Annotated in this window: 28 protein-coding genes; 16 read left to right on the top strand and 12 right to left on the bottom strand. The window is 66.9% G+C overall.

Annotated elements, in window-relative coordinates; all coding sequences use genetic code 11:
- Positions 1-214: 214 nt before the first annotated feature.
- From ACO05L_RS13875 to ACO05L_RS13905, 7 genes are all read left to right on the top strand, one after another.
- Positions 215-2,050, top strand: coding sequence for an ABC-F family ATP-binding cassette domain-containing protein (locus ACO05L_RS13875; protein WP_421729754.1), 1,836 nt, complete (start codon positions 215-217; stop codon positions 2,048-2,050).
- A 169-nt stretch (positions 2,051-2,219) separates the two neighbouring features.
- Positions 2,220-4,646 carry a M10 family metallopeptidase C-terminal domain-containing protein gene (locus tag ACO05L_RS13880; RefSeq protein WP_421729755.1) on the top strand — a complete coding sequence of 809 codons (2,427 nt, stop codon included), beginning with the start codon at positions 2,220-2,222 and terminating at the stop codon, positions 4,644-4,646.
- A gap of 118 nt (positions 4,647-4,764) precedes the next feature.
- Positions 4,765-5,802 (top strand): ABC transporter substrate-binding protein, encoded by a 1,038-nt coding sequence (locus ACO05L_RS13885; protein ID WP_421729756.1) that lies wholly within the window; start codon positions 4,765-4,767, stop codon positions 5,800-5,802.
- Entirely contained in the window at positions 5,795-6,562 is a 768-nt protein-coding gene (locus ACO05L_RS13890; RefSeq protein WP_421729757.1) for an ABC transporter ATP-binding protein, read from the top strand. Before ACO05L_RS13885 ends, ACO05L_RS13890 begins: the two co-directional genes overlap by 8 nt.
- A complete protein-coding gene (locus ACO05L_RS13895; protein WP_421729758.1) occupies positions 6,559-7,323 on the top strand; it encodes an ABC transporter permease in 765 nt (254 codons plus the stop codon). The genes ACO05L_RS13890 and ACO05L_RS13895 overlap by 4 nt, the downstream gene beginning before the upstream one ends.
- 76 nt (positions 7,324-7,399) lie before the next feature.
- Positions 7,400-8,374, top strand: coding sequence for a hypothetical protein (locus ACO05L_RS13900; RefSeq protein ID WP_421729759.1), 975 nt, complete (start codon positions 7,400-7,402; stop codon positions 8,372-8,374).
- Entirely contained in the window at positions 8,371-9,492 is a 1,122-nt protein-coding gene (locus tag ACO05L_RS13905; protein ID WP_421729760.1) for a DUF2336 domain-containing protein, read from the top strand. The genes ACO05L_RS13900 and ACO05L_RS13905 overlap by 4 nt, the downstream gene beginning before the upstream one ends.
- 40 nt (positions 9,493-9,532) lie before the next feature.
- Here ACO05L_RS13905 and ACO05L_RS13910 read toward each other — a convergent pair whose 3' ends face one another.
- From ACO05L_RS13910 to ACO05L_RS13950, 9 genes are all read right to left on the bottom strand, one after another.
- Positions 9,533-9,961 carry a MucR family transcriptional regulator gene (locus ACO05L_RS13910; RefSeq protein WP_421731697.1) on the bottom strand — a complete coding sequence of 143 codons (429 nt, stop codon included), beginning with the start codon at positions 9,959-9,961 and terminating at the stop codon, positions 9,533-9,535.
- A gap of 148 nt (positions 9,962-10,109) precedes the next feature.
- A complete protein-coding gene (locus ACO05L_RS13915; protein ID WP_421729761.1) occupies positions 10,110-11,348 on the bottom strand; it encodes a DUF2336 domain-containing protein in 1,239 nt (412 codons plus the stop codon).
- Positions 11,349-11,411: 63 nt separating this feature from the next.
- A complete protein-coding gene (locus tag ACO05L_RS13920; protein ID WP_421729762.1) occupies positions 11,412-12,842 on the bottom strand; it encodes a fibronectin type III domain-containing protein in 1,431 nt (476 codons plus the stop codon).
- A 92-nt stretch (positions 12,843-12,934) separates the two neighbouring features.
- The gene (gene cysK / locus ACO05L_RS13925; protein WP_421729763.1) at positions 12,935-13,912 is read right to left on the bottom strand and encodes a cysteine synthase A; all 978 of its coding nucleotides are present in this window, start codon (positions 13,910-13,912) and stop codon (positions 12,935-12,937) included.
- Between the two features lie 103 nt (positions 13,913-14,015).
- Complete coding sequence (locus tag ACO05L_RS13930) at positions 14,016-14,546, bottom strand: dihydrofolate reductase family protein (protein WP_421729764.1); 531 nt, start codon at positions 14,544-14,546, stop codon at positions 14,016-14,018.
- A gap of 28 nt (positions 14,547-14,574) precedes the next feature.
- Positions 14,575-15,246: a glutathione S-transferase family protein gene (locus ACO05L_RS13935; protein WP_421729765.1), complete on the bottom strand. Its 672-nt coding sequence runs from the start codon at positions 15,244-15,246 to the stop codon at positions 14,575-14,577.
- Entirely contained in the window at positions 15,239-15,709 is a 471-nt protein-coding gene (locus ACO05L_RS13940) for a VOC family protein (protein ID WP_421729766.1), read from the bottom strand. Before ACO05L_RS13940 ends, ACO05L_RS13935 begins: the two co-directional genes overlap by 8 nt.
- Positions 15,710-15,719: 10 nt before the next feature.
- Positions 15,720-16,070, bottom strand: coding sequence for a DUF1428 domain-containing protein (locus ACO05L_RS13945; RefSeq protein ID WP_421729767.1), 351 nt, complete (start codon positions 16,068-16,070; stop codon positions 15,720-15,722).
- 69 nt (positions 16,071-16,139) lie between these two features.
- Positions 16,140-16,559: a VOC family protein gene (locus tag ACO05L_RS13950; protein ID WP_421729768.1), complete on the bottom strand. Its 420-nt coding sequence runs from the start codon at positions 16,557-16,559 to the stop codon at positions 16,140-16,142.
- A gap of 61 nt (positions 16,560-16,620) precedes the next feature.
- Here ACO05L_RS13950 and ACO05L_RS13955 point away from each other — a divergent pair, with 61 nt between their 5' ends.
- On the top strand, positions 16,621-17,334 hold the full coding sequence (locus tag ACO05L_RS13955; RefSeq protein ID WP_421729769.1) for a winged helix-turn-helix transcriptional regulator: 714 nt from the start codon (positions 16,621-16,623) through the stop codon (positions 17,332-17,334).
- On the opposite strand, the gene ACO05L_RS13960 is transcribed toward ACO05L_RS13955, so the two are convergent.
- Positions 17,331-17,831 carry an Lrp/AsnC family transcriptional regulator gene (locus ACO05L_RS13960; protein ID WP_421729770.1) on the bottom strand — a complete coding sequence of 167 codons (501 nt, stop codon included), beginning with the start codon at positions 17,829-17,831 and terminating at the stop codon, positions 17,331-17,333. The two genes, ACO05L_RS13955 and ACO05L_RS13960, sit on opposite strands and share 4 nt — an antisense overlap.
- 74 nt (positions 17,832-17,905) lie before the next feature.
- Here ACO05L_RS13960 and ACO05L_RS13965 point away from each other — a divergent pair, with 74 nt between their 5' ends.
- From ACO05L_RS13965 to ACO05L_RS13985, 5 genes are all read left to right on the top strand, one after another.
- Positions 17,906-18,820, top strand: coding sequence for an EamA family transporter (locus ACO05L_RS13965; protein WP_421729771.1), 915 nt, complete (start codon positions 17,906-17,908; stop codon positions 18,818-18,820).
- Positions 18,821-18,895: 75 nt separating this feature from the next.
- Entirely contained in the window at positions 18,896-20,236 is a 1,341-nt protein-coding gene (fliI, locus tag ACO05L_RS13970) for a flagellar protein export ATPase FliI (protein WP_421729772.1), read from the top strand.
- A 28-nt stretch (positions 20,237-20,264) separates the two neighbouring features.
- Complete coding sequence (locus ACO05L_RS13975; RefSeq protein ID WP_421729773.1) at positions 20,265-20,675, top strand: flagellar export protein FliJ; 411 nt, start codon at positions 20,265-20,267, stop codon at positions 20,673-20,675.
- Between the two features lie 37 nt (positions 20,676-20,712).
- Positions 20,713-21,750 carry an endo-1,4-beta-xylanase gene (locus ACO05L_RS13980; protein WP_421729774.1) on the top strand — a complete coding sequence of 346 codons (1,038 nt, stop codon included), beginning with the start codon at positions 20,713-20,715 and terminating at the stop codon, positions 21,748-21,750.
- A gap of 76 nt (positions 21,751-21,826) precedes the next feature.
- A complete protein-coding gene (locus ACO05L_RS13985; RefSeq protein ID WP_421729775.1) occupies positions 21,827-22,378 on the top strand; it encodes a hypothetical protein in 552 nt (183 codons plus the stop codon).
- Between the two features lie 268 nt (positions 22,379-22,646).
- Here the strand turns inward: ACO05L_RS13985 and ctrA are convergent, their stop codons facing one another.
- Complete coding sequence (gene ctrA / locus ACO05L_RS13990; RefSeq protein WP_421729776.1) at positions 22,647-23,360, bottom strand: response regulator transcription factor CtrA; 714 nt, start codon at positions 23,358-23,360, stop codon at positions 22,647-22,649.
- A 396-nt stretch (positions 23,361-23,756) separates the two neighbouring features.
- Between ctrA and ACO05L_RS13995 the strand changes: the two genes are divergently transcribed.
- From ACO05L_RS13995 to ACO05L_RS14005, 3 genes are all read left to right on the top strand, one after another.
- The gene (locus tag ACO05L_RS13995; RefSeq protein WP_421729777.1) at positions 23,757-24,113 is read left to right on the top strand and encodes a chromosomal replication initiator DnaA; all 357 of its coding nucleotides are present in this window, start codon (positions 23,757-23,759) and stop codon (positions 24,111-24,113) included.
- Positions 24,110-24,823, top strand: coding sequence for a DUF6456 domain-containing protein (locus ACO05L_RS14000; RefSeq protein ID WP_421729778.1), 714 nt, complete (start codon positions 24,110-24,112; stop codon positions 24,821-24,823). The genes ACO05L_RS13995 and ACO05L_RS14000 overlap by 4 nt, the downstream gene beginning before the upstream one ends.
- 73 nt (positions 24,824-24,896) lie before the next feature.
- Positions 24,897-25,148: a hypothetical protein gene (locus ACO05L_RS14005; protein ID WP_421729779.1), complete on the top strand. Its 252-nt coding sequence runs from the start codon at positions 24,897-24,899 to the stop codon at positions 25,146-25,148.
- Here the strand turns inward: ACO05L_RS14005 and ACO05L_RS14010 are convergent.
- Entirely contained in the window at positions 25,145-25,573 is a 429-nt protein-coding gene (locus ACO05L_RS14010; protein WP_421731698.1) for a SufE family protein, read from the bottom strand. The genes ACO05L_RS14005 and ACO05L_RS14010 overlap by 4 nt on opposite strands.
- Positions 25,574-25,601 lie beyond the last annotated feature (28 nt).

The raw sequence follows: 25,601 nt of genomic DNA on the forward strand, positions 1-25,601 counted from the left end.
AGTCCCGGATGTTCGATCTCTTCTTCAGAAACTCGTCAGAGCGGGCGACGGCTCCGTCGCACACCGATCTCCGCTCTGGAAACTTTGCCCCAAATCCCTTAGATCAGCCCGCTCCCCGCCCGCTCTCCTCTTCTCGTCGGCCAACCCTATCCTTCAGATAGGGCGGCCCGCGCGGTCACCCTCCCCGCTGCGCGGGCGAGGATTTAGGTTCTTCATGGCTCCCCGTTCGTCGTCTCCTCGTCCCCCTCTCGTCGCCTTGAAGGATGTCCGTCTTCAGGACGGCCCGCGCCCCCTGTTCGACGGCGTCGATCTGGCCATCGAGCCGCGCACCCGGTCATGCCTGGTCGGCCGCAACGGCGCGGGCAAGTCGACCCTGATGAAGGTGGTCATGGGCCTGATCGAGCCTGACAGCGGCAATCGCTCGATCCAGGGCGCAGTCAAGTTCGCCTATGTGCCTCAGGAACCGCTGATCGCCGGCGACACCCTTCTGGACTACGCCACCTCCAACGACGCCGAGCACTGGACCGCCGAGTCCTGGCTCGAGACCTTCGGCATGGACCCGCACAAGTCCACCAAGGGCCTGTCCGGCGGCGAGATCCGCCGCGCCGCCCTGGCCAAGGCCTTCGCCGAAGAGCCCGACCTGCTGCTGCTGGACGAGCCCACCAACCACATGGACATCATGGCCATCGAGTTGCTGGAGAACGCCATCATCGACGCCCGCTGCGCCGCCCTGATCGTCTCCCACGACCGCGCCTTCCTGAACCGTGTCACCCAGTCCTGCCACTGGCTGGAAGGCCGCAAGGTCCGCACCCTCAACAAGAGCTTCAACGACTTCGACGAATGGGCCGCCAAGACGATGGAAGAAGAGGCCATCGCCTTCCAGAAGCTGACCAAGACCATCGAGCGCGAGACAGCGACCTTCTACTCCTCCATCACCGCCCGCCGCAGCCGCAACGAGGGCCGCGCTCGTTCGCTCGACGCCCTGCGCGCCGAACGCGCCGAACAGGCCAAGGATCGGCCGCGCGAGATGTATCTGGGCGTCGATTCCGGCGGAACCTCGGGCAAGCTGGTCGCCGACCTAAAGGGTGTCACCAAGGCCTTCGGCGACCGCACGGTCATCAAGCCCTTCACCAGCCGCATCCTGCGCGGCGACCGCCTCGCCATCGTCGGCCCGAACGGCGCCGGCAAGACCACCCTGGTCAAGATCATGCTCGGCGAACTGGCTCCCACCGAGGGCACGGTCAAACTCGGCGCCAGCCTGGAGACCGTCTATCTCGACCAGTCGCGCGACGGCCTGAAGTCCGACATGACCCTGTGGGACGCCCTGACACCGGGCGGCGGCGACAGCATTATCGTGCGCGGCTTCTCCAAACACGTCGCCGCCTACGCCAAGGACTTCCTGTTCACCGAGGCCCAGCTGCGCCAGCCGATCTCGACCCTGTCGGGCGGCGAGCGCAACCGCCTCTTGCTGGCCATCGCCCTGGCCAAGCCCGCCAACATGCTGGTCCTCGATGAGCCGACCAACGACCTCGACATGGACACGCTCGACAAGCTGGAAGAGCTGCTCGAACAGTACGATGGCACCCTGATCCTGGTCAGCCACGACCGCGATTTCGTCGACCGCCTGGCAACCTCGACCATCGGCATGAACGGGCGCGGCGACATCGTCGAGACCCCCGGCGGCTGGACCGACTTCATCGGCCAGAACCCCGGCTTCCTGAAGCCCAAGCTCAGCGGCGCAGAGACCTCCGCGCCCCCTGCCAAGGCGGCTGAACCCGCGCCTGCGCCCGCCCCCGCAGCCTCGACATCCAAGGCCAAGATGTCCTTCAAGGACACCCACCGCCTCAAGGAGCTCGACGCCCTGATCCACGAGTTGCCCGAGACCATCAAGGGCCACCAGACGCGCCTTGACGACGTCAACTTCTACTCCCGAGACCCCGCCGGCTTCGCCTCCACCATGAAGGCCCTCGAAGCCGCACAATCCAAGCTGGCGTCGGCTGAAGAAGAATGGCTCGAGCTTGAGGCCAGGCGAGAAGCCCTGGCGGGCTAGTCCCTCCCGCGACAGAGGCTATGCGTCGGCGCCACGGCCCCCTGCCGAATTTCGTTTGGCTTGGCTGTTTCAGGTCGGCTAGCGTCGTTTTATCGGGGAACGGCGCGCCAGGAAGCATCGCTCCCATTCGGCGCCGCCTCGCAGGTGCGCCACCAGGGAGGGATCGGCGATGCCGAACATCATCGAGACGACCGACGCTGCGGCGACGACCGGCACCACCTACATTCTGGGCATCGGCCAGACGGCTCAGGGATCGATCACGGCGGGTGACAGCGACTGGTATCGCGTGTCTCTGGTTGCGGGCCAGACCTATACATTTGCTCTGGTGGGCACCAGCGCCAACGCTCTGGAAGATCCCTATCTCGTCCTTCGGAACTCTGCGGGGGTGGAGCTTGTAAACAGCGACGACGATGGTCCGGGCCGGACCTCCAGCATCACGTTCACGGCTGTGACATCGGGCGTGCATTACCTGGCCGCCGGCGACTATTACCCTGAAGGCGTAGGGCAATACGGGCTTTCGGCCACGCTCGGCGACCGTGCATCCTATGACGAACAGATGGGAGCCGGCATCCTGATCCGGGATGCGGCCTTCTGGTCGGCGCCCGGTGTGGGAGCCACCCTGACCTGGGCGGTCCAGGCGACCTACGCCAACGTCACAGACGCCGACAACAACGCCACCACAGGCATGGCCCTGTCGGCGGCGCAGGTCACAGCGGTCCGGGCATCGCTGTCGGCCTTCAGCGAAGTGGGAAAACTCACCTTCACCCAGGTCAATCCCGGCGGGACCAGCAACAACGCGACGATGCTGTTTTCGGCCTACGATTCGGACGCGGACGGCGCGGGAGCCTATGCCTATTTCCCTGGCAGCACGGCCTCTTCGGCTCTCGCTGGCGACGTGCGTCTGAACAATGACAGCATCTCCACGACCTCGATCCCTCAGGGTGGCTATGCCTACTGGGCCATCATGCACGAGATCGGTCATGCCATGGGCCTGGCCCACCCCGGCGACTACAACGCCGCGCCTGGCCTTTCCATCACCTACGCCGCCGACGCTCAGTTCACCCAGGACTCGGCGCAATACACCATCATGAGCTACTTCGACGCCGCCGAGACGACGGACAACCCGCAAAGCAATCCGGACACCCTGCTGCTGTTCGACATCCTGGCCATCCAGCAGGTCTACGGCGCCAACATGGCGACCCGCTCAGGCGCCTCGATCTATGGTTTCGGCGCCAACACCGGCTCGACCTATGATTTCGCCATCAATACCCGCCCCGCCCTCTGCATCTGGGATGGCGGCGGCATCGACCTGCTCGACGCTTCCGGCTTCGCCATGGCCCAGGTAATCGACCTCAGGGCCGGCGGCTTCTCCAGCATTGGCGGGATCGCCGGAAACGTCTCCATCGCCTTTGGAGCGGTGATCGAGAACGCGACCGGCGGCTCGGGCGCGGACACCCTGATCGGCAACTCGGCCGCGAACATCCTGAAGGGCGGGACCGGCGCCGACCGGATGGAGGGCGGTTCTGGCTCGGACACCTATTACGTCGACAACGTCGGCGACAAGGTCTTGGAGGCCAAGGTCAAGGGTACGGATCTGATCTACAGTTCGGTCACATATTCGCTGGCCGGCCAGTATGTCGAAAACCTGACCCTGACAGGATCGGCCAGCCTCAAGGCGACCGGCAACACCCTGGCCAACATCCTGACCGGCAACAGCGGCGCCAATGTTCTGGATGGCGGCAAGGGCGCCGACACAATGGTCGGCGGCAAGGGCTCGGACACCTATTATATCGACGATGTCGGCGACAAGGTCATTGAGGCCAAGGAGACAGGCACGGATCTGATCTACAGTTCGGTCACCTATTCTCTGGCTGGTCAGTATGTCGAAAAGCTCACCCTGACAGGGTCTGCCAACCTGAACGCGACCGGCAACACCCTGGACAACACCATCATCGGCAACAGCGGCGCCAATGTTCTGAATGGCGGCAAGGGCGCTGACTCCCTGACGGGCGGTTCGGGATCGGACACCTATTACGTCGATAATCTCGGCGACAGGGTCATCGAGGCTGACGTCACCGGCGTGGACCATATCTACAGTTCGGTGACCTATTCGCTCGCCGGCCAGTATGTCGAGAAACTGACCCTCACCGGGTCCGCCAACCTCAACGCCACCGGCAACACCCTGGCCAACACAATCACCGGCAACAGCGGCGCCAACGTGATCGACGGGGGCGCCCGCAACGACCGTATCCAGGGCATGGGCGGCGCCGATATCCTGACAGGCGGGACCGGATCGGACGTCTTTGTCTATGGGGCGACGGCGGAATCGACGGTCTCCGTCTTCGACCGGATCACCGACCTCTCCAGCAGCGACCGTATCGACCTGTCCGCCATCGACGCCAATACCAAGGTCAGCGGCAACCAGGCTTTCAGCATCGTCGACGCCTTCACCAAGACGGCGGGCCAGATGACGCTCGACTACTCTTCGTCCACCAAGCTCACCACCATTCTCATGGACGTGAACGGCGACGGCGTCGCCGACATGAAGATCGTTGCGAATGGCAATCACGAAGCCTTCAACAACTTCGTCTTCTGACATTCGGAAGCGCAGGCCTTCCTCCCCCTCCGACAGGGGCAGGGAGGCCCGGCGCCCGCTTTGGCTCCCTCGCCTGACCGCCTTCCTTTCCCCGCCGACGCGCACTAACCTCCGCTCCATGTCGCGGGCCCCGAATCCTCACCTCATCGCCAGCCGCCGGATCGTCCTGGCGGGTGGGATCGCCACGACCATGGCGGGCCTCGCCGCCTGCTTCCGCTCAGAGGCGCCGGTCGATGATCAGGGCCGGGTCCGCATCCGCTTCGCCACCGATTGGCGCGCCCAGGCCGAGCATGGCGGCTTCTATCAGGCCCTGGCGTCGGGGGCCTATGAGAAGCGCGGCCTGAACGTCCAGATCATCCAGGGCGGGCCGGGCGTGAACGTGCCTCAGTTGCTGGCCTCGGGCGCGGTCGAGCTGGGCATGGGCTCAAACAGCTTCATCCCCTTCAACCTGGTGGCCGAGAACGCCCCGGTGAAGGCCGTCGCCGCCTTCTTCCAGAAGGACCCCCAGGTCCTGATCGCCCATCCCGATCCCGATCTGACCGGCATCGCCGACCTGCACGGACGGCCCTTCCTGCTGGCTGACGCCTCGATCACGGCCTTCTGGGTCTGGCTCAAGGCCAAGTACGGCTTCACCGACGATCAGGTCCGCAAATACACCTTCAACCCCGCCCCCTTCCTGGCCGACGAACGGGCTGTGCAGCAAGGCTACATCACCAGCGAACCCTACACGATCGAGCAGGTCGGCGGGTTCGAGCCGCGCGTCTTCCTGCTGGCCGACGAGGGCTATCCCTCCTACGCCGCCATGGTCCTGTCGCCGACCGGGTTCGCCCGCGACAACGCCCGCTCGCTGCGCAGTTTCATCGCCGCCTCGGCCGAGGGCTGGCGCGACTACATGAACGGCGATCCCACCGCCGCCAACGCCCTGATCAAGCGCGACAATCCCGAGATGACCGACGCCATCCTGGCCCAGGCGCGCACGGCCATGAACGCCAACGCCATCGTCGAGGGCGGGGATGCGGCCCTCTATGGCCTGGGCACGATGACCGCCGACCGCTGGCAGGCCTTCTTCGACGTGACGTCACAGGCGGGGGTCTATCCCACCGGCCTCAACTGGCGCGACGCCTTCACCGACAACTACCTGCCGGGCCGTGGCTGATCCGATAGCCGAGGCGCCCATCGCGGAGCTGCGCGGCGCCGTCGTCCGGCACCCCACTCCCGCCCACGCCATCGGCCCTATCGATCTGAAGATCGCGCCGGGCGAGATCATCGCCCTGGTCGGGGCGTCGGGGGCCGGCAAATCGACGGCCTTGCGGCTGCTCGCCGGCCTGGAGCAGCCCTCTGAGGGTCAGGCTGCGGTCGCTTCGGGCCGCACCGGCCTGGTGTTCCAGAGCCCGACCCTGATGCCCTGGGCCGACGCCCTGGCCAATGTCTCCCTGCCTCTCGACCTGGCCAAACCCAGTCGCGACCGCGCCCATATCCGCGAGCGCGCAACCCAGTCCCTGGCTGCGGTGGGTCTCGGCGACCGCGCCACCGCCTTGCCGCATGAGCTGTCGGGCGGCATGGCCATGAGGGTCTCCCTGGCCCGCGCCCTGGTAACCCAGCCCGACCTGCTGCTGCTGGACGAGCCATTCGCGGCGCTGGATTCCGTCACCCGCCGGAGCTTGATCCAGGACCTGCATCGCCTGTGGGCCGAGCGCCGCTTCGCCATCGTCTTCGTCACCCATGATGTCGAGGAGGCGGTCTATTTCGGCGACCGCGTCGTCATCCTTGCGGCGCGTGACGGCCGGCCCGTCGCCGATCTGCCGACGCCGGGAGCCCTGCCCCGCCCCGCCGGATGGCGACTGGACCCGGCCTATCGGACGGCCGTCGAGGCCGTCGCAGACGCTCTGGCGGCATCCATGGAGAGAGCGGCGTGAAGCGCCTGCTCGCCATCGCTCCGCCGGCGATCCTGATCCTGCTGCTGCTGGCGGGCTGGGAGATCGCCTGTCGCCTGCTGGCCGTACCCAGCTATTTCCTGCCCCCACCCAGCGCCGTGGCCATGGCCCTGGTCGAGCGTGCGCCCGTGCTGGCGGCCTCGGCCCTGGTCACCTTCTGGATGGCGATTCAGGCCCTGATCGTCTCGGTCGTGATCGGAGGCGGCCTGGCCGTTCTGGTCTCGCTGAACACCGCGGCCGAGCGCGCCGTCCGCCCCCTGGCCATCGCGCTTCAGGTCACCCCCATCGTCGCCATCGCCCCCCTGGTGTTGATCTGGGCCGGGCTGGACCATGCCGACACCGCCGTCGTCGCCCTGGCCGCAGCGGTCGCCTTTTTCCCCATCTTCTCCGGCGTCCTGACGGGGCTGAAGTCCGCCGACCCGGATCTGGAACGCCTGTTCGACCTCTATGGCGCCGGGCGGGTGCAGCGGCTGGCCCGGCTGCGTCTGCCGACCGCCCTGCCCTATGCGCTGGAGGGTTTGCGGGTCGCCGCCGGGTTCGCCGTCATCGGCGCGGTGGTGGCCGAGTTCGTCTCGGGCTCGGGCGCCTCCCAGGGTCTGGCCTGGCGACTGCTCGAAGCGGGCAACCGGCTGAGAACGGCCGAGCTTCTGGCCGCCCTGGCCTGGCTGACCCTGATGGGTCTGGGCCTCAACCTGGCCATCGCCGCCCTGGCCCGCCTGATGCTGCGCCGCCACCATCGCTGATCGGCCTTGCCGTTAGTCCGGGGTTAATGCGCCAAGGCCTAGGTTCGGCGACGTTCCGTGCGGACGGGAGCCCCAATTGCGTCAGTCCTATCCATCCGTCGCCGGCGTTTCCGGCGCCCTGCTCGCGGTCTTAGGCGCGCTCGTCATCGCCATGCCTGCAATGGCTCAACAGGCTGCGCCCTCGCCCGTCCCAGCCCGCTATCTGTCCTGGTCAGGCAAGGCCGAGATGCCCGCCGCCGGTCAGCCCGCCCCCACGCAAGGCCAGACCCGCTATCCCGGCCTGATCCCGCGCCAGTCCGCCGCCTCCATCGCCATGGCCCCGGCTCCGGTCCGCATCGCCAGCACTGCGCCCGCCTCGCGCTATGGCGGCAACCGCCTGACCCCGGCCAGCGCCTGGACGAACGCGCCCGCAGCCGCCTACAGCCCACCCCCGTACAATCCCGCGCCTGAGGCGACGCCCTACACCGAGAGCGCCTACGCCCCCGCCCCCATGCCGATCCCGGCCTCTGCGCCCGCGCCTGCCCCCATGCCGCGTCCCGCCCCGCGGCCAGACGCCCTCGTCACCACCGCCCCCGCCGATGCGCCGATGTCGGCCTATGCGGACGCACCCGTGCCATCCCTCCAGGCGCCCCAGCCCGGCTTCGAGGCGGCCTTCGATCCCATGGCCCCGCGCCGCGACGCCCTGATCTTCAACATGGGCCGCGCCGAGCCCGCTCCGCTTCAGGCCGCGCCCCAGTCCAGCGCCATTCAGGCTGCGACCACCGTCGTCCCCACCGCCGACGCCGCAGCCAACCAAGTCCCCAGCCAGGCTCCCGCTCAGGCCGCCCCGACCGCCTATGCCGCCAACGAGCCCGCACGTCAGGGCGCCCGATACTACTCTGTGCATCGCGCCGCCGGGCATCAGCCGGACGCCACCGTTATGCCGGTCTCCGTCTATCTCGACACGGCCCCGGTCGACCTGGCCGAGCCGCCAGAGACCGTCCTTCCGGCCCGCACCGTCAATGGCCGCGCGCGCAATATCATCCCCAACGAGGACCCGAGCCTGCCATGAGCGACGCCGCCTCCGTCGCCATGCCGGACACCTCGACCGGCTCGCGTCTGCCTGAACTGATCGCCCTCGCCCACGAATCCTCCAGCGAGAGCCGTCGCGCCCTGCTGCGCGAACTGACAGACCACTTCTTCGGCACCACCGTCCGGTCCGACGCCGAGGACCAGCTTTACGGATCGGTCCTGTCCGACCTGTCGGCCGAGATGGAGACCGCCGTCCGCGCCGAACTGGGTCTGAGATTCGCCGCCCGCTCCGACGCACCGCGCGGCCTGATCCGCCGCCTGGCCGCCGACCAGGAAGCCGAGGTCGCCGGCGAGGTTTTGCGCCAGTCGCCGGTGCTGACAGACCAGGATCTGATGGATGTCGCCCGTGTCCGGGGCCAGGATCACCTGCGCGCCATCTCTAACCGCGAGGCGGTGTCCGAGACCCTGTCCGACGCCATCATGGCCCGCGCCGACGACGAGACCCTGAACGCCCTGCTGCGCAACGACGGCGCCCGGCTGTCACGCGCGGCGTCCGAGACCGCCATCGACCGGGCCAAGGCCAATCCCGCCCTGCACGCCGCAGCCGTCGAACGCAGCGCCCTGCCGCCCGACCTGCTGAACGAAATGTACTTCGTGGTCGAGGCCCGGCTGCGCCAGCATATCCTGGAACAGAACGCCTCCATGGACCCGGTCCTGCTGGAGAACGCCCTGGCCGCCGGCCGCACCCGTCTGGGCGCGCGCGACGGCGCCCTGCCGGCCGACTATGCCGAGAGCGAGGCCTATGTTCAGGAGATGAAGGCCGCCAACCAGCTGTCGCCCCAGGTTCTGGCGCGCTTCCTGCGTTCGGGCTCGATGACGCCCTTCCTGATCTCCCTGGCGCAGCTGGCCGACATCGACTTCCACACCGCACGACAGATCGTGGAACGCCGCGAGCTCGACGCCCTGGCCGTGGTCTGCAAGGGCGCCGATCTGGACCGGGCCCTGTTCCTGACCTTCGCCGTCATCATCATGGGCAAGGATGGCGACGCCATGGGCAAGGCGCACGACTACGCCACCCTGTACGGCGTCCTGACCCGCGAACAGGCCCTTCGCACCCTGCGCTTCTGGCGGATGCGACGCGGCGTTCAGGCCGCATAAAAAATCCTCCCCCGCGTCGCGAGGGAGGATTTCTTGATCTCTACTTCTTGGCGCGGGCGGCGCGGGCGGGTTTGCGACCGCCCTGGCCCAGGCCCATCTGCTTGGCCAGTTCCGAACGCGCCTTGGCGTAGTTCGGGGCGACCATGGGATAGTCCTTGGGCAGGTTCCACTTGGCCCGGTATTCTTCGGGGCTCATGTCGTACTTGGTGCGCAGATGGCGCTTCAGCGACTTGAACTTGCGGCCGTCTTCAAGGCAGATCAGGAAATCGGGGCTGATCGACTTGCGAACGGGAACGGCGGGTTCCTTGGGCTCGGGCTCGACTTCGACGACACCGCCGGTCACTTGCGACAGCGCCGCGTGAATATTGGCGATCAGGGCCGGCAGATCCGTCGCCGAGACACTGTTGTTGCCGACATAGGCCGACACGATGTCCGCCGTCATTTCCAGAAGTTCGGAGCGATCGTCCAGGGTGGTGGTTTCCACAGTTGTTTTCCGTTGTGACTTGCGGCGCGCAGCCGTCTTCTAATTCGCCCAATAATCAGGTTCGAACTGGAAAGCAACTCGGGGGCAATACGCTGTCATGCCGTCGCATTATTGTCGTCTGGCGTATAAGGCTTCAGCGACCGAAGTTTTCCGCCAGCGCCATCATGGCCGCACGCTCGGGCGCTGAATATTCACCCTCCAGATCGCCGTCTCCATCACGGATGGCCTGAAGCAGAGCCGGCGTCAGTGCAGATGACAGAGACCAGTTCCAGTAACGCAGCACCGTCTGGGCCCGGTCGACGGCCAGCATCTCATAGGTGATACAGACCCGTTCCCAGTCCGGATGCTGTCGTCCATCCGCCGTGGACTCGGGCCGGCGCATCGACCGCCACAGGTTCTGCAGGTCCAACCGCGACAACCCGGTCGCCTTGCACAGGATGGCCAGGGGCTCGCCCCCGATATCGCCCATGATCTTGGCGCCCGTCAGGGGTTTGATCCCGGCCAGATAGGCGATCTCGGACGCCACTTCGCGCTTCAGCCCACCCTCGGCGGCGTCGGATATGGCGTGTTCCAGGCTGGTATAGGGCGACTTGGCGATGGCGGCGCGGTTGCGCTGGCGACGCTCGATGAACTGCAGGGCCTTGCGCGCCACAGGATCGGCCCAGCCCTCGGCTGCCGCCATGGCGAAGACGTCCTCGACCATCTCCTGCATGACTTCGCGCGACACGGCGAACCGTTGCAGAATGGTCTTGCGATCTTCGCCCCCGCACCACCAGAACATCACATAGGCGCCAGACGGACGAAGCTCGGATCGGCGCAGCAGCAGGCTGCAAAGGTTGGCGTTGCGGCGGCTCAGGGCGACGACCTGCTCGATGCCGTTCTGCGACAGTCGGGCCGTGACGTTACGCAGCAGGGCCTCGATCACGGCGTCCTCGCCGAACGCGATCAGGGTTTCGGTGACCACCTCGGACAGGCCGCGTCGGCTGGCCAGCAGGAAGCGGTGCTCGACCGTCGCATCCCGCGCACAGGCGATCAGATCGGCGTCGTTCAGCGAGGCGCATTGTTCGATCAGCAGTCCCGCAATCTCGGGCTCGTCGCGCAGCAGCATCCGCGCCAGGCTGTTGGGCAGTTCGGCCAGGGGCGCCAGGCGCGCCGCCACCCGCTTGCGCTCCGCCGGCGCCGCCAGCCGCAGCATCTCCACCAGCAGGTCGCCGGTCACCGAACGTTCGAAGGCGTTGACCCGGCTGGCTGGCAGCGACACCACATCGGCCAGCCGCTTCAACAGGGCATGGCGCGCGCGCATCGTCGGCTGGGGCGTCGGCGACGACGCTCCTTCGGCATCCAGAGCTTGATCGGGCGCAGCCTCGGTCATCCGGGAAATCTAGGGCTGCGCAGTTAACCGCTCATGTATGGAGCCGAATGCGCGAGGGACGGCTCAGTCCTTGATCTCGGCCGTACAGGGCCGGTCGTCCGGCCCCGCCGCACCGTCGCAGCGACGCTCTGCCATGCTCACCTCGCCCTCGGTCAGCCGGTTCAGCCCGTCCGGTCCCCGCACCAGGGTGAAGTCGTCGTACAGGCCGCCGGTCGCGGTGTAGGCCCGGAACCGGATGCTGTCGGCCTCGACGTCGACCAGTTGATAGAGTTCGGTGTTCTCGGCCGAGCGCACCGGCTGGCTGTCGGCGCGGTCGTTAAGGCCGTACATCTTGGACCCGACCACCGACACGACATAGACCGGCCCCTGGACCTCGCCCGCCGCGCTGGCCCGACGCGCCTCGTCGCGACCCCGCTCGTTCGACACCCGACCATAGCAATGGTCGTGGCCCTGCAGCACCAGATCGACCCGGCGGTTCTCAAGGATGGGCTTCCACGCCGCCTTCAGCTTGGCGGTGTCGTTGGGGCGGGCGCAGGTATAGATGGGCTGATGGAAGACCGCGACGCTCCACCGTCCGGGGTTCGAGGCCAGGGCCGCGTCCATCCAGGCCGCCTGTGTCTCCAGCGCGCCCAGGTCGATCGCCGCCGTTCCGTCCAGCACGATGAACCGCACGCCCTGATAGTCGAAGAAATAGCTGGTCTCGCGCGCGCCCTCGGCCCCGTTGTCCGGCAGGGCGAACTGCAAGGGCCAGTGCGGCCCCAGTTCGCGGGACTCCTCGCCATCCGGCAGCTCACGGTCGATGTATTCGTGGTTCCCGGTCGCCGGGGCCTGCGGGATCATTGCGAAATGGTGGCCGCCGGCCTCGGTCCATTCGCCCCATTCGTCGTCGTGGACCTTGGTCTCGCGCTGGGCGATCAGGTCGCCCGCATGAAGCGTCAGCGCGACCGGCCCGGCGTGCTGGAAGGCCGAGCGGATGACCCGCGAGCCGATGCTCAGGATGTCGTTCTGGGTGTCGCCCAGATAGATGAAGCGAAATGGCTGAAACTCGGCGGCGGCGGTCGTGAACGGCAGCCACTCGCTCCATCCATCGGCGCCCTTGACCCGATAGACATAGCGCGAGGCCGGGTTCAGGCCGGTGAACCGGGCCTGATGATACAGGGCGTCGCCGTTCTCATTGGCGATGGCCCGGGTCTCGCCCGCAACCGTCTGGGCGCCGAAATCCAGCAGAGGTCCGTCGATATCCAGAGCGATCTGCGCCTCAGCCGTCGTCTGGCGCGCGTCGGTGCGCCAGGCCACGGCCATCTCGCGCGCGGCGTCGGCGCCGGGCGACAGCACGATCCGCTGCGGCCAGCCCTTGGCCTCAAAGCGTCCGTTGGCCCAGTGGGCGGGCGGCGGCGGCGGATCGGGATCGGGCGCCGCCTGCACCTGAGCAAAGGCCGCGCCCGCCGACATCAGCATCACGGCCGTGGCCGCGCTGGCAATAAGTCTGTTCATCCCGCCCCTCGTGGAAATCCAATCGAGAGGTCGTACCGTCCCGTACCTGACAGCCTAGGGCCAGGACGTGTCAGGCGGATGTCAGCTTTGGATCACAGCCCGTCGAACAGGGCCGTCGACAGGTAGCGTTCGGCGAAGCTGGGGATGATGACCACGATGGTCTTGCCCGCATTCTCGTCCAGCGCGGCCAGACGGAAGGCGGCGGTCAGGGCGGCGCCCGAGCTGATGCCCACCGGGATGCCCTCGATCCGGGCCACCTTTCTCGCCATGTCGAAACTGTCCTCGTTCGACACCTGTTCGACGCCGTCGATGACGTCGCGGTCGATGATGGAGGGGATGAAGCCCGCGCCGATGCCCTGAATCTTGTGCGGGCCGGGCGCGCCGCCCGACAGGACCGGCGAGGCCGTCGGCTCGACCGCGATCATGCGGACGGACGGCTTTTTGGCCTTCAGGGCCTGGCCGACGCCGGTGATGGTGCCGCCGGTGCCGACGCCCGAGACGACGATGTCGACCGAGCCCTCGGTGTCGTTCCAGATTTCCTCGGCGGTCGTCGCCTTGTGAATGGCGGGGTTGGCCAGGTTGTCGAACTGCGAGGGGCTGACGGCGTTGGGCGTGGTTTCCAGCAGTTCCTGGGCGCGGGCGATGGCGCCCTTCATGCCCTTCTCGGCCGGGGTCAATTCCAGCTGGGCGCCCAGCAGGGCCAGCATCTTGCGCCGCTCGATCGACATGGATTCCGGCATGACCAGGATCAGTTTGTAACCCTTGGCCGCGGCGACAAAGGCCAGGGCGATGCCGGTGTTGCCGCTGGTCGGCTCGACCAGGACGGTGTCGGCATTGATCTTGCCCGCCGCTTCCAGCGCCTCGACCATGGCCACGCCGATCCGGTCCTTGACCGAGGCGATGGGGTTGAAGAACTCCAGCTTGGCCAGCACGCGGGCTTTTGGCGCGTATTCGGCCGACAGACGCGGCAGGCCGACGATGGGCGTGTCGCCGATCGTGTCGATGATGGAGGGATAGACCTTGCCCCGGCCCTTGGTGGCGCGGTTGGCGGCGTCGTAGATGGCGGTCATCGTGGCTCTCCTGTCGGGTCGTCTGACAGATAAGCCTTATCGCCGGATCGCAAGGGCCGTCGTGCGATGATTTCTGCTGGCGCGGTGCAGCGGCGGTGAATCCTCAGGCCGGCGCATAGGTCAGCCGGATCGCGCTCTCGCCCATGCGCTCGCTGGCGATCAGTCGCAGCGGCGGGCGGGGTCCGGCGAAGAAGGGCGTCCCCTTCCCCAGCACCACCGGGTGCAGATACAGCTGGTACTCGTCGATCAGCCCCAGCGCGGTCAGGCTGCCCGCCAGGTTCGGCCCGGCCATCTCGATATCCGGCCCCGGCTGGGCCTTCAGCCGGCGGATTTCGCCTTCCAGGCCCGGGCCGACCAGAAAGGCGTTCGGCCCGACGGCCTTCAGCGACCGCGACACCACCCATTTGGTCTGGGCGCGCCAGGCCATGGCGAAGGCCTGTTCCTCGGCGCCCCAGTCGGCTTGATCCTCGTCCCAGTAGCGCATGATCTCATAGGTCCTGCGGCCGTACAGGCTGGCCGAGGTCTGCTCGACACGCTCGATGAAGTGCCGAAACAGGCTGGGATCGGGCGCAAAGGCATCGTGGTCGACATAGCCGTCCAGCGACTGGTTCAGGCCGTACACAAGCTTCGCCATCACGCCGTCTCCGCTTTTGAGGGTCTTCTCAGGACTGACTGTCGACGAACACCGCCAACTGGTCGGCGAACGCCCTTTGATAGGCCGGCCGCGCCTCGGCCCGGGCGATATAGGCGGCCAGGCCGGGGTATTCGTCCAGCAGGCCGGAACTGCCCAGTCGGCGCAGCACATGGACCATCATGATGTCAGCTGCGCTAAACCCGCCGTCCAACCAGTCGGCCTCGCCCATGTGGCTGGAAAGCTGACCCAGCCGGACCCGGATGCGATCCAGCAGCATCGGCAGCCGCGCCGCATATCCCGACTGATCCCGCTCGAACAGGAAGAAGGACGCCCATTCGACAATCGGCGGCTCCACCGTGCTGACCGCCGCGAACATCCAGGTGATCGCCCGCGCCCGACCGTCCGCATCGGATGGCAGCAGGCCCGCATGGTTCTGGGCGATATGCAGGATGATGGACCCCGTCTCGAACAGGGCCAACGACCCCTCCTCATAGGTCGGGATCTGACCAAAGGGGTTCAGCGCCAGATGCGCCGGTTCCTTCATGGCCTCGAACGACACCCGCCGAACATCATAGACCAGGCCGACTTCTTCCAGCGCCCAGCGCACCCGCATGTCGCGCGCCAGCCCTCGTCCCCGGTCGGGCGACGCCTCGAAAACCGTGATCGTGGGGCGCACCGGCAGGCCCTCCGGCTCAGCCATCGTAGGCGGCTTGAAGCTGGGCGATGTCCAGCTTGCCCATCGCCATCATGGCCTTGGCGACCCGTCCGGCGCGGACCCGGTCCGGGTCCTTCATCGCCTTTGGCAGCATGCGGGGCGCGATCTGCCATGACAGGCCATAGCGATCCTTCAGCCAGCCGCAGGGCTCATAAGACCCGCCCTCGCCCAGCGCGCTCCACACCCGGTCGATCTCGTCCTGGGTGTCGCATTCGACGGTGAAAGATACAGCGTGATTGAAGGGATCGAGCGGCCCCGCCGACATGGCGGTGAAGGCCATCCCCATCAGGGTGAACTCGACCAGGACGACCGATCCGGGCGGGCCTGACGGCGATTCCGCCGCTAGGGTCCAGATGTCGTCGATGCGCGAGTCCGGCAACACCGAACAGTAGAACCGCGCGGCCTCTTCTGCCTTGTCGATATACCAGAGCGAGGGGAACAGCTTCATCCCCGCCTCCTCATTCATCCAGCAGGGTGGCGAAGCCGCCGATGACCATGCGCTTGCCGTCGAACGGCGCCTCGCCCAGCGCCATCATCCGTTCGTCGGCCATCATGATCTCATGGCCCTTGTCGCGCGTCGCCTTGTCCGGCCACTCGACCCAGGAAAAGACCACCGTCTCGCCGGGTTCGGCCTTCACCGCCATCTTGAAGTCGGTGACCTTGCCGTCGCGAACGTCGTCGCCCCAGGCCTCGACGACCCGGACTGCGCCGTACTCCTTGAACAGGACGGCGGTCTGTTCGGCCATCTTCAGATAGGCGGCCTTGTTGGCTTCAGGCACGGCGATCAGGAATCCATCGATGTAGCTCATGACGTGTCTCCGTTTGGGGATTTGACGATCAGGGCAGGGTCTCGGGGAGGAGTATTCAGGTCGTGCGGTTTAGGCCGCGTAGTGTTCGGAGGCTGCGGCCAAGTCCATGAACATGACCTCCCATATATGGCCGTCCGGGTCGGCGACGCTGCGGCTGTACATGAAGCCATAGTCCTGCTGCGGATTGGGGTCGGCCTGACCGCCCGCCGCCGCCGCGGTATCGACCTGGGCGTCCACCGCATCGCGGCTGTCGGCCGAGATGCACAGCATCATCTGCGCCGTCTTGTGCGCGTCGGCGATGGGTCGCGTGGTGAAGTGCGAGAACTTGGCGTGGGTCAGAACCATGACGTGGATGGTGTCCGAGAACACCATGCAGGCGGCGGTCTCGTCCGAGAACTGCGGGTTCTTCACCGCCCCTGCGGCCTCATAGAAGGCGATGGACGCCTCCAGGTCGGCGACGGGCAGATTGACGAAAATCAGCTTGGCCATGTCAGGCTCTCCTTGGCGTTTCCGATTGAATTTCTGGCGCCATGAGTTACATATGTCAACAATGAAGTTAGAAAAGATAACTACGCAGTCAGATGGGGGTCCGAAGCGCCGGTACGAGGACGCCTGCGGCACGGCCCACGCCCTGGAACTGGTCGGCGAGCGCTGGGCCCTGCTGATCGTGCGCGAACTGATGCTGGGGCCAAAGCGGTTCAGCGACCTGCGCGCCGACCTGCCAGGGCTGAGCGCCAACGTCCTGACACAGCGCCTCGAGGGGCTTGAGGCGACCGGCATCCTGACGCGGCGCCGCCTGCCGCCGCCCGCCCCGGCCCAGGTCTATGAGCTGACGCCCTGGGGGCTGGAGGCCGAGACCTTCGTCAAGTCCATGGGCCGCTGGGCCGCCCGCTCGCCCGGCCACGACCCGACCATGCAGATCAGCGCCACCTCCACCATCCTGTCGTTCCGCACCATGTTCGAGCCGACGCGCGCCGCCGGTTTCAACGCCCTGGTCGGCCTGCGGATGGACGACCAGGCCTTCTTCGCCCGGTTCGAGGACGGGACCATGATCGCCGACAGGACGCCCGCCGGGCGCGACATCGAGGACGCCGACGTGATCCTGACCGGCTCGCCCCGCGCCGTCGCCGGCTTCGTCCACGGCGGCCAGCCGCTGGACGCCATGGTCGCGGCGGGCGCCCTTCAGGTCGAAGGCGACCGCGCCGTCGCCGAACGCTTCGCCACCCTGTTCCCCCTGCCCGAGAAGATCGTTCTGCCTGCCTAGGCCGAGGTCGGCTTCAGCACCGCCCGCGCAGGATCGAAACCCACCACCTCGCGGATCGTGATCATGCTCTGAAAGGCCCTGACGCGGGCATCTTCGCTCAGCTCACGCTGACAGAAGGCTTCGTATTCGATCATCGACCGCACCGAGACATTGAGCAGGAAGTCGGTGGCGCCCGTCACATCCCAGCAGCCCTGAACCTCGGGACTGGCCTGCATCGCCGCCTTGAACGCGTCGGTGTGGCGGCGTTCCTGGGTGTCCATCTCGACAAGGACATGCAGGACCATGCGCGGCTCGACCCGTGCCGGATCGACCATGGCCACATCGGCGACGATGACGCCCTCGGCACGAAGACGACGTAGTCGTCTCAGCACCGCCGATTCCGAAAGCCCGACCGCATCGGCTAGGACACGCGCCGGTTCCAGGTTGTTGCGCCTGACCCGCTCCAGCAGCCTGTGGTCAAAGGCGTCCAAGGTGACGAATCCGTCATTACTAGTCATCCTGTGACGATTTCAGTCATGTTGGAGCCTGAAATCGCCGGGAAGCGCAATCGCGAAATCGCTATGTTCCGGCCATGTCGATGATCGCCGTGCGCCGCTCCCTGTCCTCACCCGCCGTAGCCCCGCTGCTGCCCTATCTGGGCCTGCTGGCGGGCATGGTGTCGCTGGCCATCGGCACCTCCTACGCCAAGCTCCTGTTCCCGGTCATCGGCGCAGAAGGCACATCGACGCTCAGGGTCGGGCTGTCCGCCCTGGTGCTGATCGCCATCTGGCGGCCCTGGCGGTTTCGCCTGACCCGCGCCGACGCCGGCAAGGTCATGCTTTACGGCGTGGTCCTGGGGCTGATGAACCTGTGCTTCTACATGTCCCTGCGGACGATCCCCCTGGGCCTGGCCATCGCCATCGAGTTTTCCGGCCCCCTGGTTCTGGCGCTGATGCATGCGCGCAAGTTGATCCATTTTGTCTGGATCGCCTGCGCCGTGGCAGGGCTGGGCATGCTGCTGCCGATCTGGAGCGGCGACCACGCGCTCGACCCGGTCGGCGTCGCCTTCGCCGCCGCCGCCGGGGTGTTCTGGGCCCTGTACATCGTCTTCGGCAAACGCCTGTCGCACATGCACGCGGGTCAGTCGGTCGCCCTGGGGATGAGCACCGCCGCCCTCGTCATCCTGCCCTTCGGCGTGGCCGGCGCCGGGCTGGGCCTGCTGTCCCCGCCCGTCCTGCTGCTGGGCCTGTGCGTCGCCGTGGCGTCCAGCGCCCTGCCCTATTCGCTGGAGATGATCGCCCTGCGCCACATCCCCAAGCGCACCTTCGGCGTCCTGCTGTCGGCGGAGCCCGCCATCGGCGCCATCGCGGGGCTGATCCTGCTGCACGAACTGCTCAGCAGCCTGCAATGGTTGGCCATCGGCTGCATCGTCATCGCCTCGGTCGGCGCCATCCTGACCACCGAGCGCCAGAGCCCGATGGACGCCCCGGTGCCGACCGCAAACTAGCCCCCGGCCCGCCCCCCTTCACCCCCCGTTAACCACGATGGCGCATTCGTTAACGCCTGTTTTCAAGGTGTCAGCTTGCACAATCTCGTCGCCGCCGTCGAAGCGATCGACCCGCTGGTCGTGACCGGCAAGGTCGCGGGCGTCAGCGGGCTGCTGATCGAGGCGCGCGGCGGCCTGTCGCGTCTGGCCGTGGGCGCGCGAGCCGAGATCGGGCGGCGCGGCACGACGCCCCTGCCCGCCGAGGTCGTGGGCTTTCGCGATTCCAAGGCCCTGCTGATGCCCTTTGGCCCCGTCGAGGGCGTGGCCCCCGGCGCCGACATCCGCATCATCGGCCAGCAGGCCAGCGTGCGACCGACCACCGCCTGGCTGGGCCGCATCATCGACGCCTTTGGCAATCCCATCGACGGCAAGGGCCCTCTGCCCCAGGGTCCGGCCCACTATCCCCTGCGCGCCTCGCCGCCGCCGGCCCATTCGCGCGGTCGGGTGGGCGAGCGGCTGGACCTGGGCGTGCGGTCGATGGACGTCTTCACCACCACCTGCCGGGGCCAGCGCCTGGGCATCTTCGCCGGATCGGGCGTGGGCAAGTCGGTGCTTTTGTCCATGCTGGCCAAGGAGGCGACCTGCGACGCCGTGGTCGTCGGCCTGATCGGCGAGCGGGGCCGCGAGGTCCGCGAGTTCATCGAGGAGACCCTGGGCGAAGAGGGGCTGAAGCGCGCCATCGTCGTGGTCGCCACCAGTGACGAACCGGCCCTGAAACGCCGCCAGTCGGCCTATATGACCATGGCCATCGCCGAGTTCCTGCGCGACCAGGATCTCGGGGTCCTGTGCCTGATGGACAGCGTCACCCGCTTCGCCATGGCCCAGCGCGAGATCGGTCTGGCGGCGGGCGAACCGCCCACGACCAAGGGATACACCCCCACCGTCTTCACCGAACTGCCCAAGCTGCTGGAGCGGGCCGGGCCGGGGCCTGAGCGACCTGACGGCACCACGGCGGGGCCGATCACCGCCCTGTTCACCGTGCTGGTGGACGGCGGCGACCATGACGAGCCCATCGCCGACGCCGTGCGCGGTATTCTGGACGGCCATATCGTCATGGATCGCAAGATCGCAGAGCGCGGGCGCTTTCCCGCCATCGACGTGCTGAAGTCCGTCAGCCGCACCATGCCCGGCAACCAGACCCCGGCCGAGCGCGACCTGAACAAGCGCGCCCGCCAGTGCCTGTCGGCCTATGCCAACATGGAGGAGCTGATCAAGATCGGCGCCTATCGCGCCGGCGCCGACCCCATCGTGGACCGCGCCATCGCCCTGAACCCCGCACTCGAAGCCTTCCTGGGACAGGACAAGGACGACACCACGCGTCTTTCCGATTCCTTTACCCGGCTGGAGGCAATCCTGAACCAGGGCATGGTTCAGTGACCATCTGTATCCCTCGGAGTAACGCCGCATGACCGCCTGGGCCCATTCGCTGATCCGCATCTCGAACTACGAGGTCGAGACGCTGCAGAAACGCCTGGCCGAGATCACCGGCCGCAAGGCCTCTGCCGAGATGCGCTTGGCCGTGCTGGACGCCGAGGTCGAGATCGAACGCGAGCGCGCCCGCGCCGACACCCAGGCCTCAATGCTGCTGGGCGCCTATATGGCCGGCTGGAAGGCCCGCAAGGGCGCAGCCGAAGGCGATCTGGTCGCCCTGGACGCCGAGGAAGAGGGCGCCCGCGACGCCCTGACCGGCGCCTTTGAAGAGTTGAAGAAGTTCGAGCACGTCGCCGAAACCACCCGCCTCAACGCCATCATCGCCGCCGCCAAGCGTGAAACCGCCGCCTTCGACGAAATGGGCCTGAGGCGTCGTGCCGGCTGATTTCAGCCGCCGGGCCGTCCTCGCGGCGCCGTTGGCCATGTCTCCGGCGCTAGCGGCCTGCGAACGCTTCGCTGCCGCCGAGACCCCCGCAATCCAGATTCCGCCGCTGAAGTCGGTCGCCCCCTTCGCCTTCGGCACGGCGGCCCAGGTCGCCAACATCGACGACACGGCCTGGCGCGAGCTGGCCCTGACTCAAGTCTCTCAGCTCACGCCCGAGTGGGAGATGAAGATGGAGTACATCCTGGCCGACGGCCTGGATCGTCCCCGCTTCGACCGCCCCGACCGCATCGCGGACTGGGCGCGCGACAACGCCATGGCCCTGCATGGCCACACCCTGATCTGGTATTCGCAAGGCGCAGAGGCGTTTCGAGGCCTCGACAACGCCGCCTTCGACCGCGCCTTCGACGGCTATATCGCCACGGTCGCCGGGCGCTATCGCGGAAAGGTCCGCAGCTGGGACGTGGTCAACGAGCCGATCCTGGACGATGGCTCAGGGCTGCGCGACTGCCACTGGTCGCAACGCTATGGCCAGGACGGCTATATCCTGCGCGCCTTCGAAAAGGCCCGCGAGGCCGACCCCGACGCCATCCTATTCCTGAACGAATACAATCTGGAAGGCATCCCGCGCAAAGGCGCGACCTTCATGCGGCTGGTCGAGCGGCTGTTGAAGGCGGGCTGTCCGCTACAGGGCATTGGCACCCAGTCCCACCTGTGGATCGACATCGAGGACGGCGCCATCGCCCGCTCCATCGGCGAGTTGGCTCAGTTCGGCCTGCCCATCCACGTGTCGGAACTGGACGTCACCCTGCGCACCGACAAGGGGCCGCTGGACTTCCGCTCCCAGTCCGAGCGGCTGGCCATGCAGACCGCCCGCGTCACCGAACTGGCCGAGGCCTTCATGGCCCTGCCCGCCGCCCAGCGCTTCGCCTTCACCGCCTGGGGCCTGCGAGACACCGACAGCTGGTACCGCAAGGACGCCAAGGACGACGGCAAGGACAAGCCCCTGCCCTTCGACGAGAACGGCCTGCCCAACCCGATGGCGGCGGCCCTGGCGGCGGCGTTCGGGCGGGGTTAGCGGGACGCGGTTAGCGGGTCAGCGCCGATACGCGATCAACATTGCAGACCTTAACTGTAAGACGCAGAGTTGTCAGATGACACCTCTGAAGCTCTTGACCCCTGCTGCAGCAATGGCGCTGTTACTCGCCGGTTGTGATCGTTTCGGCGATAATCCTGAACGGTTCATCCGCGTACATACGGGTGCTGGTGAAAAAATCAGCGTCTACGAAAACAACGGATATTTGCGGACAGAGGGGGTCATGACGCTCGACGGGCCGGACAAAATCGCGGCACCGATTAACTTGACGACTATCGAATGTCATCGGGAGGATGCTGCGCCTCCCGGTTACTGCGAGGTGACGCGCGCTGAGATCATGACATTCAAGAGTGTCGGCACCTTCCTGACGAGTCGTCACGACGTTTATGAGGTGCGGGAGTGGTCGGCCAATAAGGTTGTAGCTTTCACTCAGGGGCCGTGCCGGTCGAACGAAATCCGGATCGACATATCTGGAAACGCCGTCACTGAGTTGACCGAAAATACGCCCGGCGGTTCTTGTGATGGCTTCCTCGAATTAGCCGTGAACCAGCCCAGAATCGCACGGATGATTTCTGGGACTGAGTTACAACGAATGAAGGACAGCCTTTAGCCCCAGGCCCAATTTTGGAGCCTTTCGTCATCCTCCGGCAAGCGACGCAGTCGCGCAGACCGGGGGACCCAGCGGCCCGCGCGAGCGGGACCCTGTTGCGGAGACAGGCGGTCGAGATCGCGCGTGAACAGATCGCCTTCGGCGCCGCTGGGTCCCCCGGTCTCGCTGCGCTCGCCGGAGGATGACGAAAGACGAAGGCATCGCCCAAACGAAAACGCCCGCCGGATCGCTCCGGCGGGCGTTGGGTCGTTTCTTCCCTGTAGGCGTCTTAGGCGGCGGCGCTCTCTTGAATGGGCGCGGCGTTTTCCGACGGGTCGCGCAGGACATAGCCCCGGCCCCAGACGGTTTCGATGTAGTGCTTGCCGCCCGCCGCCGTCGCCAGCTTCTTGCGCAGCTTGCAGATGAAGACGTCGATGATCTTCAGCTCGGGCTCGTCCATGCCGCCGTACAGGTGGTTCAGGAACATTTCCTTGGTCAGGGTGGTGCCCTTGCGGAGCGAGAGCAGCTCCAGCATCTGGTATTCCTTGCCCGTCAGGTGGACGCGGTGACCGTGCACCTCGACCGTCTTGCCATCCAGGTTCACGGCGATCTCGCCAGTGTGGATGATGGCCTGGGCGTGGCCCTTGGAGCGACGGACCACGGCGTGGGTGCGCGCGATCAGCTCGTCCTTGTGGAAGGGCTTGGTCATGTAGTCGTCGGCGCCGCCGCCGAAGGTCTTGACCTTGGTTTCGATCTCGGTCGAACCCGACAGGATCATGACCGGGGTATTGACCTTGCCGACGCGCAGCTGGCGCAGAACCTCAAGGCCGCTCATGTCGGGCAGGTTGAGGTCAAGAAGGATCAGGTCGTAGTCATAGATCTTGCCCAGATCGATGCCTTCTTCGCCGAGGTCCGTCGTGTAGACATTGAAGCCTTCCGACTTCAGCATCAGCTCGATGCTTTGCGCCGTCGCGTGATCGTCTTCGATAAGCAGAACGCGCATTGACGCCCCTCCAGGCAAAAGCTTGACCATATGTCCCGATGACCGTGACCGCTCACGTCCGGGTAACCTTGTTCGAGAGTTAACCGCTCAAAACCTTAAGAACAGTTAACGCCACCCCATTGAGGCGAATCGTAGGCTGATTTGCGAATCGGCGTCGAGCCTGATGAGTCAAGGATTCGAATATTTCCGGTCGCCCAGCACAGGCCCCAGTCACCGCCTGACGGAGCGGGTGATGTGACGCCCGATCGCGCCCGCCCTCCGATCCCGCGCAACGCGATCCCGCAGCCCGCCTGGCGACACGACCGATCCTGTCGTCAGATAGGACAACATTCCTATGCGCGCTCAAATCAATCCTAGGATCAGGGCGTCGATCACCTCGAAGGGAGCATCAGGGGAATGGAAAAGGGATTTCGGGCGCCGGTCGCCGAACGGGACCGCATCCGGGCGGCGCTGGCCACGGATATGATCGGCCTGTCGTTCGAGATGACGCTGGATCAGATGACGGCGGGCACGCGGCTGGGGCTCAAGGCCTGCCGGGCGCGCTGGCTGGCCATGTATCTGGCCCACGTCGGCTATGGCTGGCCGCTGGACCGGGTCGGGTACGCCTTCGGGGTCAATCGCGCGACCGCCAGCGCCGGGTGCCGCTGGTCCGAGGACGCCCGCGACGACCCGGCCATCGACGCCCTGCTGGACCGGCTGGAGCGGCAACTGCGCGAGCTGTGCGAGGCGCCGAAACTGGATCTGGCGGCATGACGCCCATGGTCGAGCGGGCCCGTCGTCTGCTGGCCCGACCGGGCGCCTGGATCGAAGCCTCGGGCCAGGCCTATCTGGTCCGGCTGGGCGCCGACCGGCGGATGCGGGTCAATCTGACACTGGACGAGCCGGGCTTTCGCAGCCTGATCGCCGACCCCGGCCTGAGCGGTCGAGCCGGAGGCGGCTGGGTCGCGCGTCGGGGCAAGGGCCAGGCAGACGAAGCCCCGGCGCCCGGTCGCCCCGGCTTTGTCGAGGGCCAGCGCACCCTCATGCTGCCGGACGGGCGCATGGGCGTCATACGTGCAAACCTCGGCGAAAGCCCAATCGCCTGGCTGGCGCGACGCAAGGACCAGTCGGGCCGCCCCTGGCTGACCCCGGCCGAGATCATGGCCGGCGAACGCCTGCGTCTGGACGCCGAACTGGCCTCGACCGGCGCCTCGGTGACCATGCGCTGGGACGCCCTGCCCCGTGCGGGCGGCGGCTCGGCCTCGCGCGTCGAGCCCGGCGACCGCGCCCTGTCGGCCTCGGCCCGCGTCGATGCGGCCCTGGCCTCGATCAGCCCGAGGGTGAGGCCCTTCGTGGTGCAGATCTGCCTGGTCGGCTCCAGCCTGCAACTGGCCGAACAGACCATGGGCCTGCGCAAACGCCAGGGCCGCACCCTGCTGAAACAGGGGCTGGAGGCGCTGGCCGAGCACTACGGCATCGGGTGAAGCGGCGAGACCAGTAACGACGGTCGCTGGCGCCCGGCCTTGACCTTGGGCCGCGAACCGCCTCTGAGACGCCATGGCCATTGAAACCGTGCACATCGTCCAGGCCTATGTTCAGGGTCGCGGCAAGGGCCTGAAGGCCGAACAGCAGGTCGGCTGCAAGACCGCCGAGGACGCGCGCCGCAAGGCCGAACGGCTTGCCCCCTTGCGTCTGGGCGTGGTCGCCTTCTCCGTCTCGGCCGACACCGAGATGGGCGACTACGACGAGAACCCGACCATCCTGTTCAAGGCCGGCCAGCTTCCGCCGCCCTGGAACGAAGAAGGCTAAGCCGCCGCGAGCGCTTCCTGACGGATGCGCCCCACCATGCTGTTCAGGCCGTTGGCGCGCTGCGGTGTCAGGGCCTGGGGCAGGCCCAGCCGGTCCAGCGCCGCGCGGGCGTCGAAGGCTAGGATCTCGGCAGGCGTGCGACCGGAATAGAGGGCCAGAAGCAGGGCGACGTTGCCCTTTGAAATCGCGCTGTCGGAATCGGCGTGGAAGACCAGCCGGTCGCCTTCGCGGTCGCTGGCCAGCCAGACCTGGGCGGCGCAGCCCGGCACCTTGTTGGCCTCGATCCGGTCGGCCTCGGCCAGGGGCGCAAGGGTCCGGCCCAGGTCGATGACATAGCCGATGCGCTGTTCCCAGTCCTCGAGCAGGTCGAAATCATCGACCAGTTCGGCGAAGGTGGCGTCGATGCTGCTGGGCGTATCCGTCATGGCCGCCAGATAGGCCGCCCGGCCGCCG

Origin of the sequence: Brevundimonas sp. (assembly GCF_965227765.1) — a bacterium.
Lineage (GTDB): Bacteria > Pseudomonadota > Alphaproteobacteria > Caulobacterales > Caulobacteraceae > Brevundimonas.

Excerpts from the sequence above, each read along its gene's own strand:
- ACO05L_RS13940 (WP_421729766.1), bottom strand. The coding sequence starts at position 15,709 with ATGAAGCTGTTCCCCTCGCTCTGGTATATCGACAAGGCAGAAGAGGCC.
- ACO05L_RS13905 (WP_421729760.1), top strand. The coding sequence starts at position 8,371 with ATGAGCGACGCCGCCTCCGTCGCCATGCCGGACACCTCGACCGGCTCG.
- ACO05L_RS13945 (WP_421729767.1), bottom strand. The coding sequence starts at position 16,070 with ATGAGCTACATCGATGGATTCCTGATCGCCGTGCCTGAAGCCAACAAG.
- ACO05L_RS13885 (WP_421729756.1), top strand. The coding sequence starts at position 4,765 with ATGTCGCGGGCCCCGAATCCTCACCTCATCGCCAGCCGCCGGATCGTC.
- ctrA (WP_421729776.1), bottom strand. The coding sequence starts at position 23,360 with ATGCGCGTTCTGCTTATCGAAGACGATCACGCGACGGCGCAAAGCATC.
- ACO05L_RS13955 (WP_421729769.1), top strand. The coding sequence starts at position 16,621 with ATGAAGTTAGAAAAGATAACTACGCAGTCAGATGGGGGTCCGAAGCGC.
- ACO05L_RS13985 (WP_421729775.1), top strand. The coding sequence starts at position 21,827 with ATGACACCTCTGAAGCTCTTGACCCCTGCTGCAGCAATGGCGCTGTTA.
- cysK (WP_421729763.1), bottom strand. The coding sequence starts at position 13,912 with ATGACCGCCATCTACGACGCCGCCAACCGCGCCACCAAGGGCCGGGGC.
- ACO05L_RS13935 (WP_421729765.1), bottom strand. The coding sequence starts at position 15,246 with ATGGCTGAGCCGGAGGGCCTGCCGGTGCGCCCCACGATCACGGTTTTC.
- ACO05L_RS14010 (WP_421731698.1), bottom strand. The coding sequence starts at position 25,573 with ATGACGGATACGCCCAGCAGCATCGACGCCACCTTCGCCGAACTGGTC.
- ACO05L_RS13950 (WP_421729768.1), bottom strand. The coding sequence starts at position 16,559 with ATGGCCAAGCTGATTTTCGTCAATCTGCCCGTCGCCGACCTGGAGGCG.
- ACO05L_RS13875 (WP_421729754.1), top strand. The coding sequence starts at position 215 with ATGGCTCCCCGTTCGTCGTCTCCTCGTCCCCCTCTCGTCGCCTTGAAG.
- ACO05L_RS13980 (WP_421729774.1), top strand. The coding sequence starts at position 20,713 with ATGTCTCCGGCGCTAGCGGCCTGCGAACGCTTCGCTGCCGCCGAGACC.
- ACO05L_RS13965 (WP_421729771.1), top strand. The coding sequence starts at position 17,906 with ATGTCGATGATCGCCGTGCGCCGCTCCCTGTCCTCACCCGCCGTAGCC.
- ACO05L_RS13920 (WP_421729762.1), bottom strand. The coding sequence starts at position 12,842 with ATGAACAGACTTATTGCCAGCGCGGCCACGGCCGTGATGCTGATGTCG.
- ACO05L_RS13960 (WP_421729770.1), bottom strand. The coding sequence starts at position 17,831 with ATGACTAGTAATGACGGATTCGTCACCTTGGACGCCTTTGACCACAGG.
- ACO05L_RS13975 (WP_421729773.1), top strand. The coding sequence starts at position 20,265 with ATGACCGCCTGGGCCCATTCGCTGATCCGCATCTCGAACTACGAGGTC.
- ACO05L_RS13915 (WP_421729761.1), bottom strand. The coding sequence starts at position 11,348 with ATGACCGAGGCTGCGCCCGATCAAGCTCTGGATGCCGAAGGAGCGTCG.
- ACO05L_RS13930 (WP_421729764.1), bottom strand. The coding sequence starts at position 14,546 with ATGGCGAAGCTTGTGTACGGCCTGAACCAGTCGCTGGACGGCTATGTC.
- ACO05L_RS13880 (WP_421729755.1), top strand. The coding sequence starts at position 2,220 with ATGCCGAACATCATCGAGACGACCGACGCTGCGGCGACGACCGGCACC.
- ACO05L_RS13995 (WP_421729777.1), top strand. The coding sequence starts at position 23,757 with ATGGAAAAGGGATTTCGGGCGCCGGTCGCCGAACGGGACCGCATCCGG.
- ACO05L_RS14000 (WP_421729778.1), top strand. The coding sequence starts at position 24,110 with ATGACGCCCATGGTCGAGCGGGCCCGTCGTCTGCTGGCCCGACCGGGC.
- ACO05L_RS14005 (WP_421729779.1), top strand. The coding sequence starts at position 24,897 with ATGGCCATTGAAACCGTGCACATCGTCCAGGCCTATGTTCAGGGTCGC.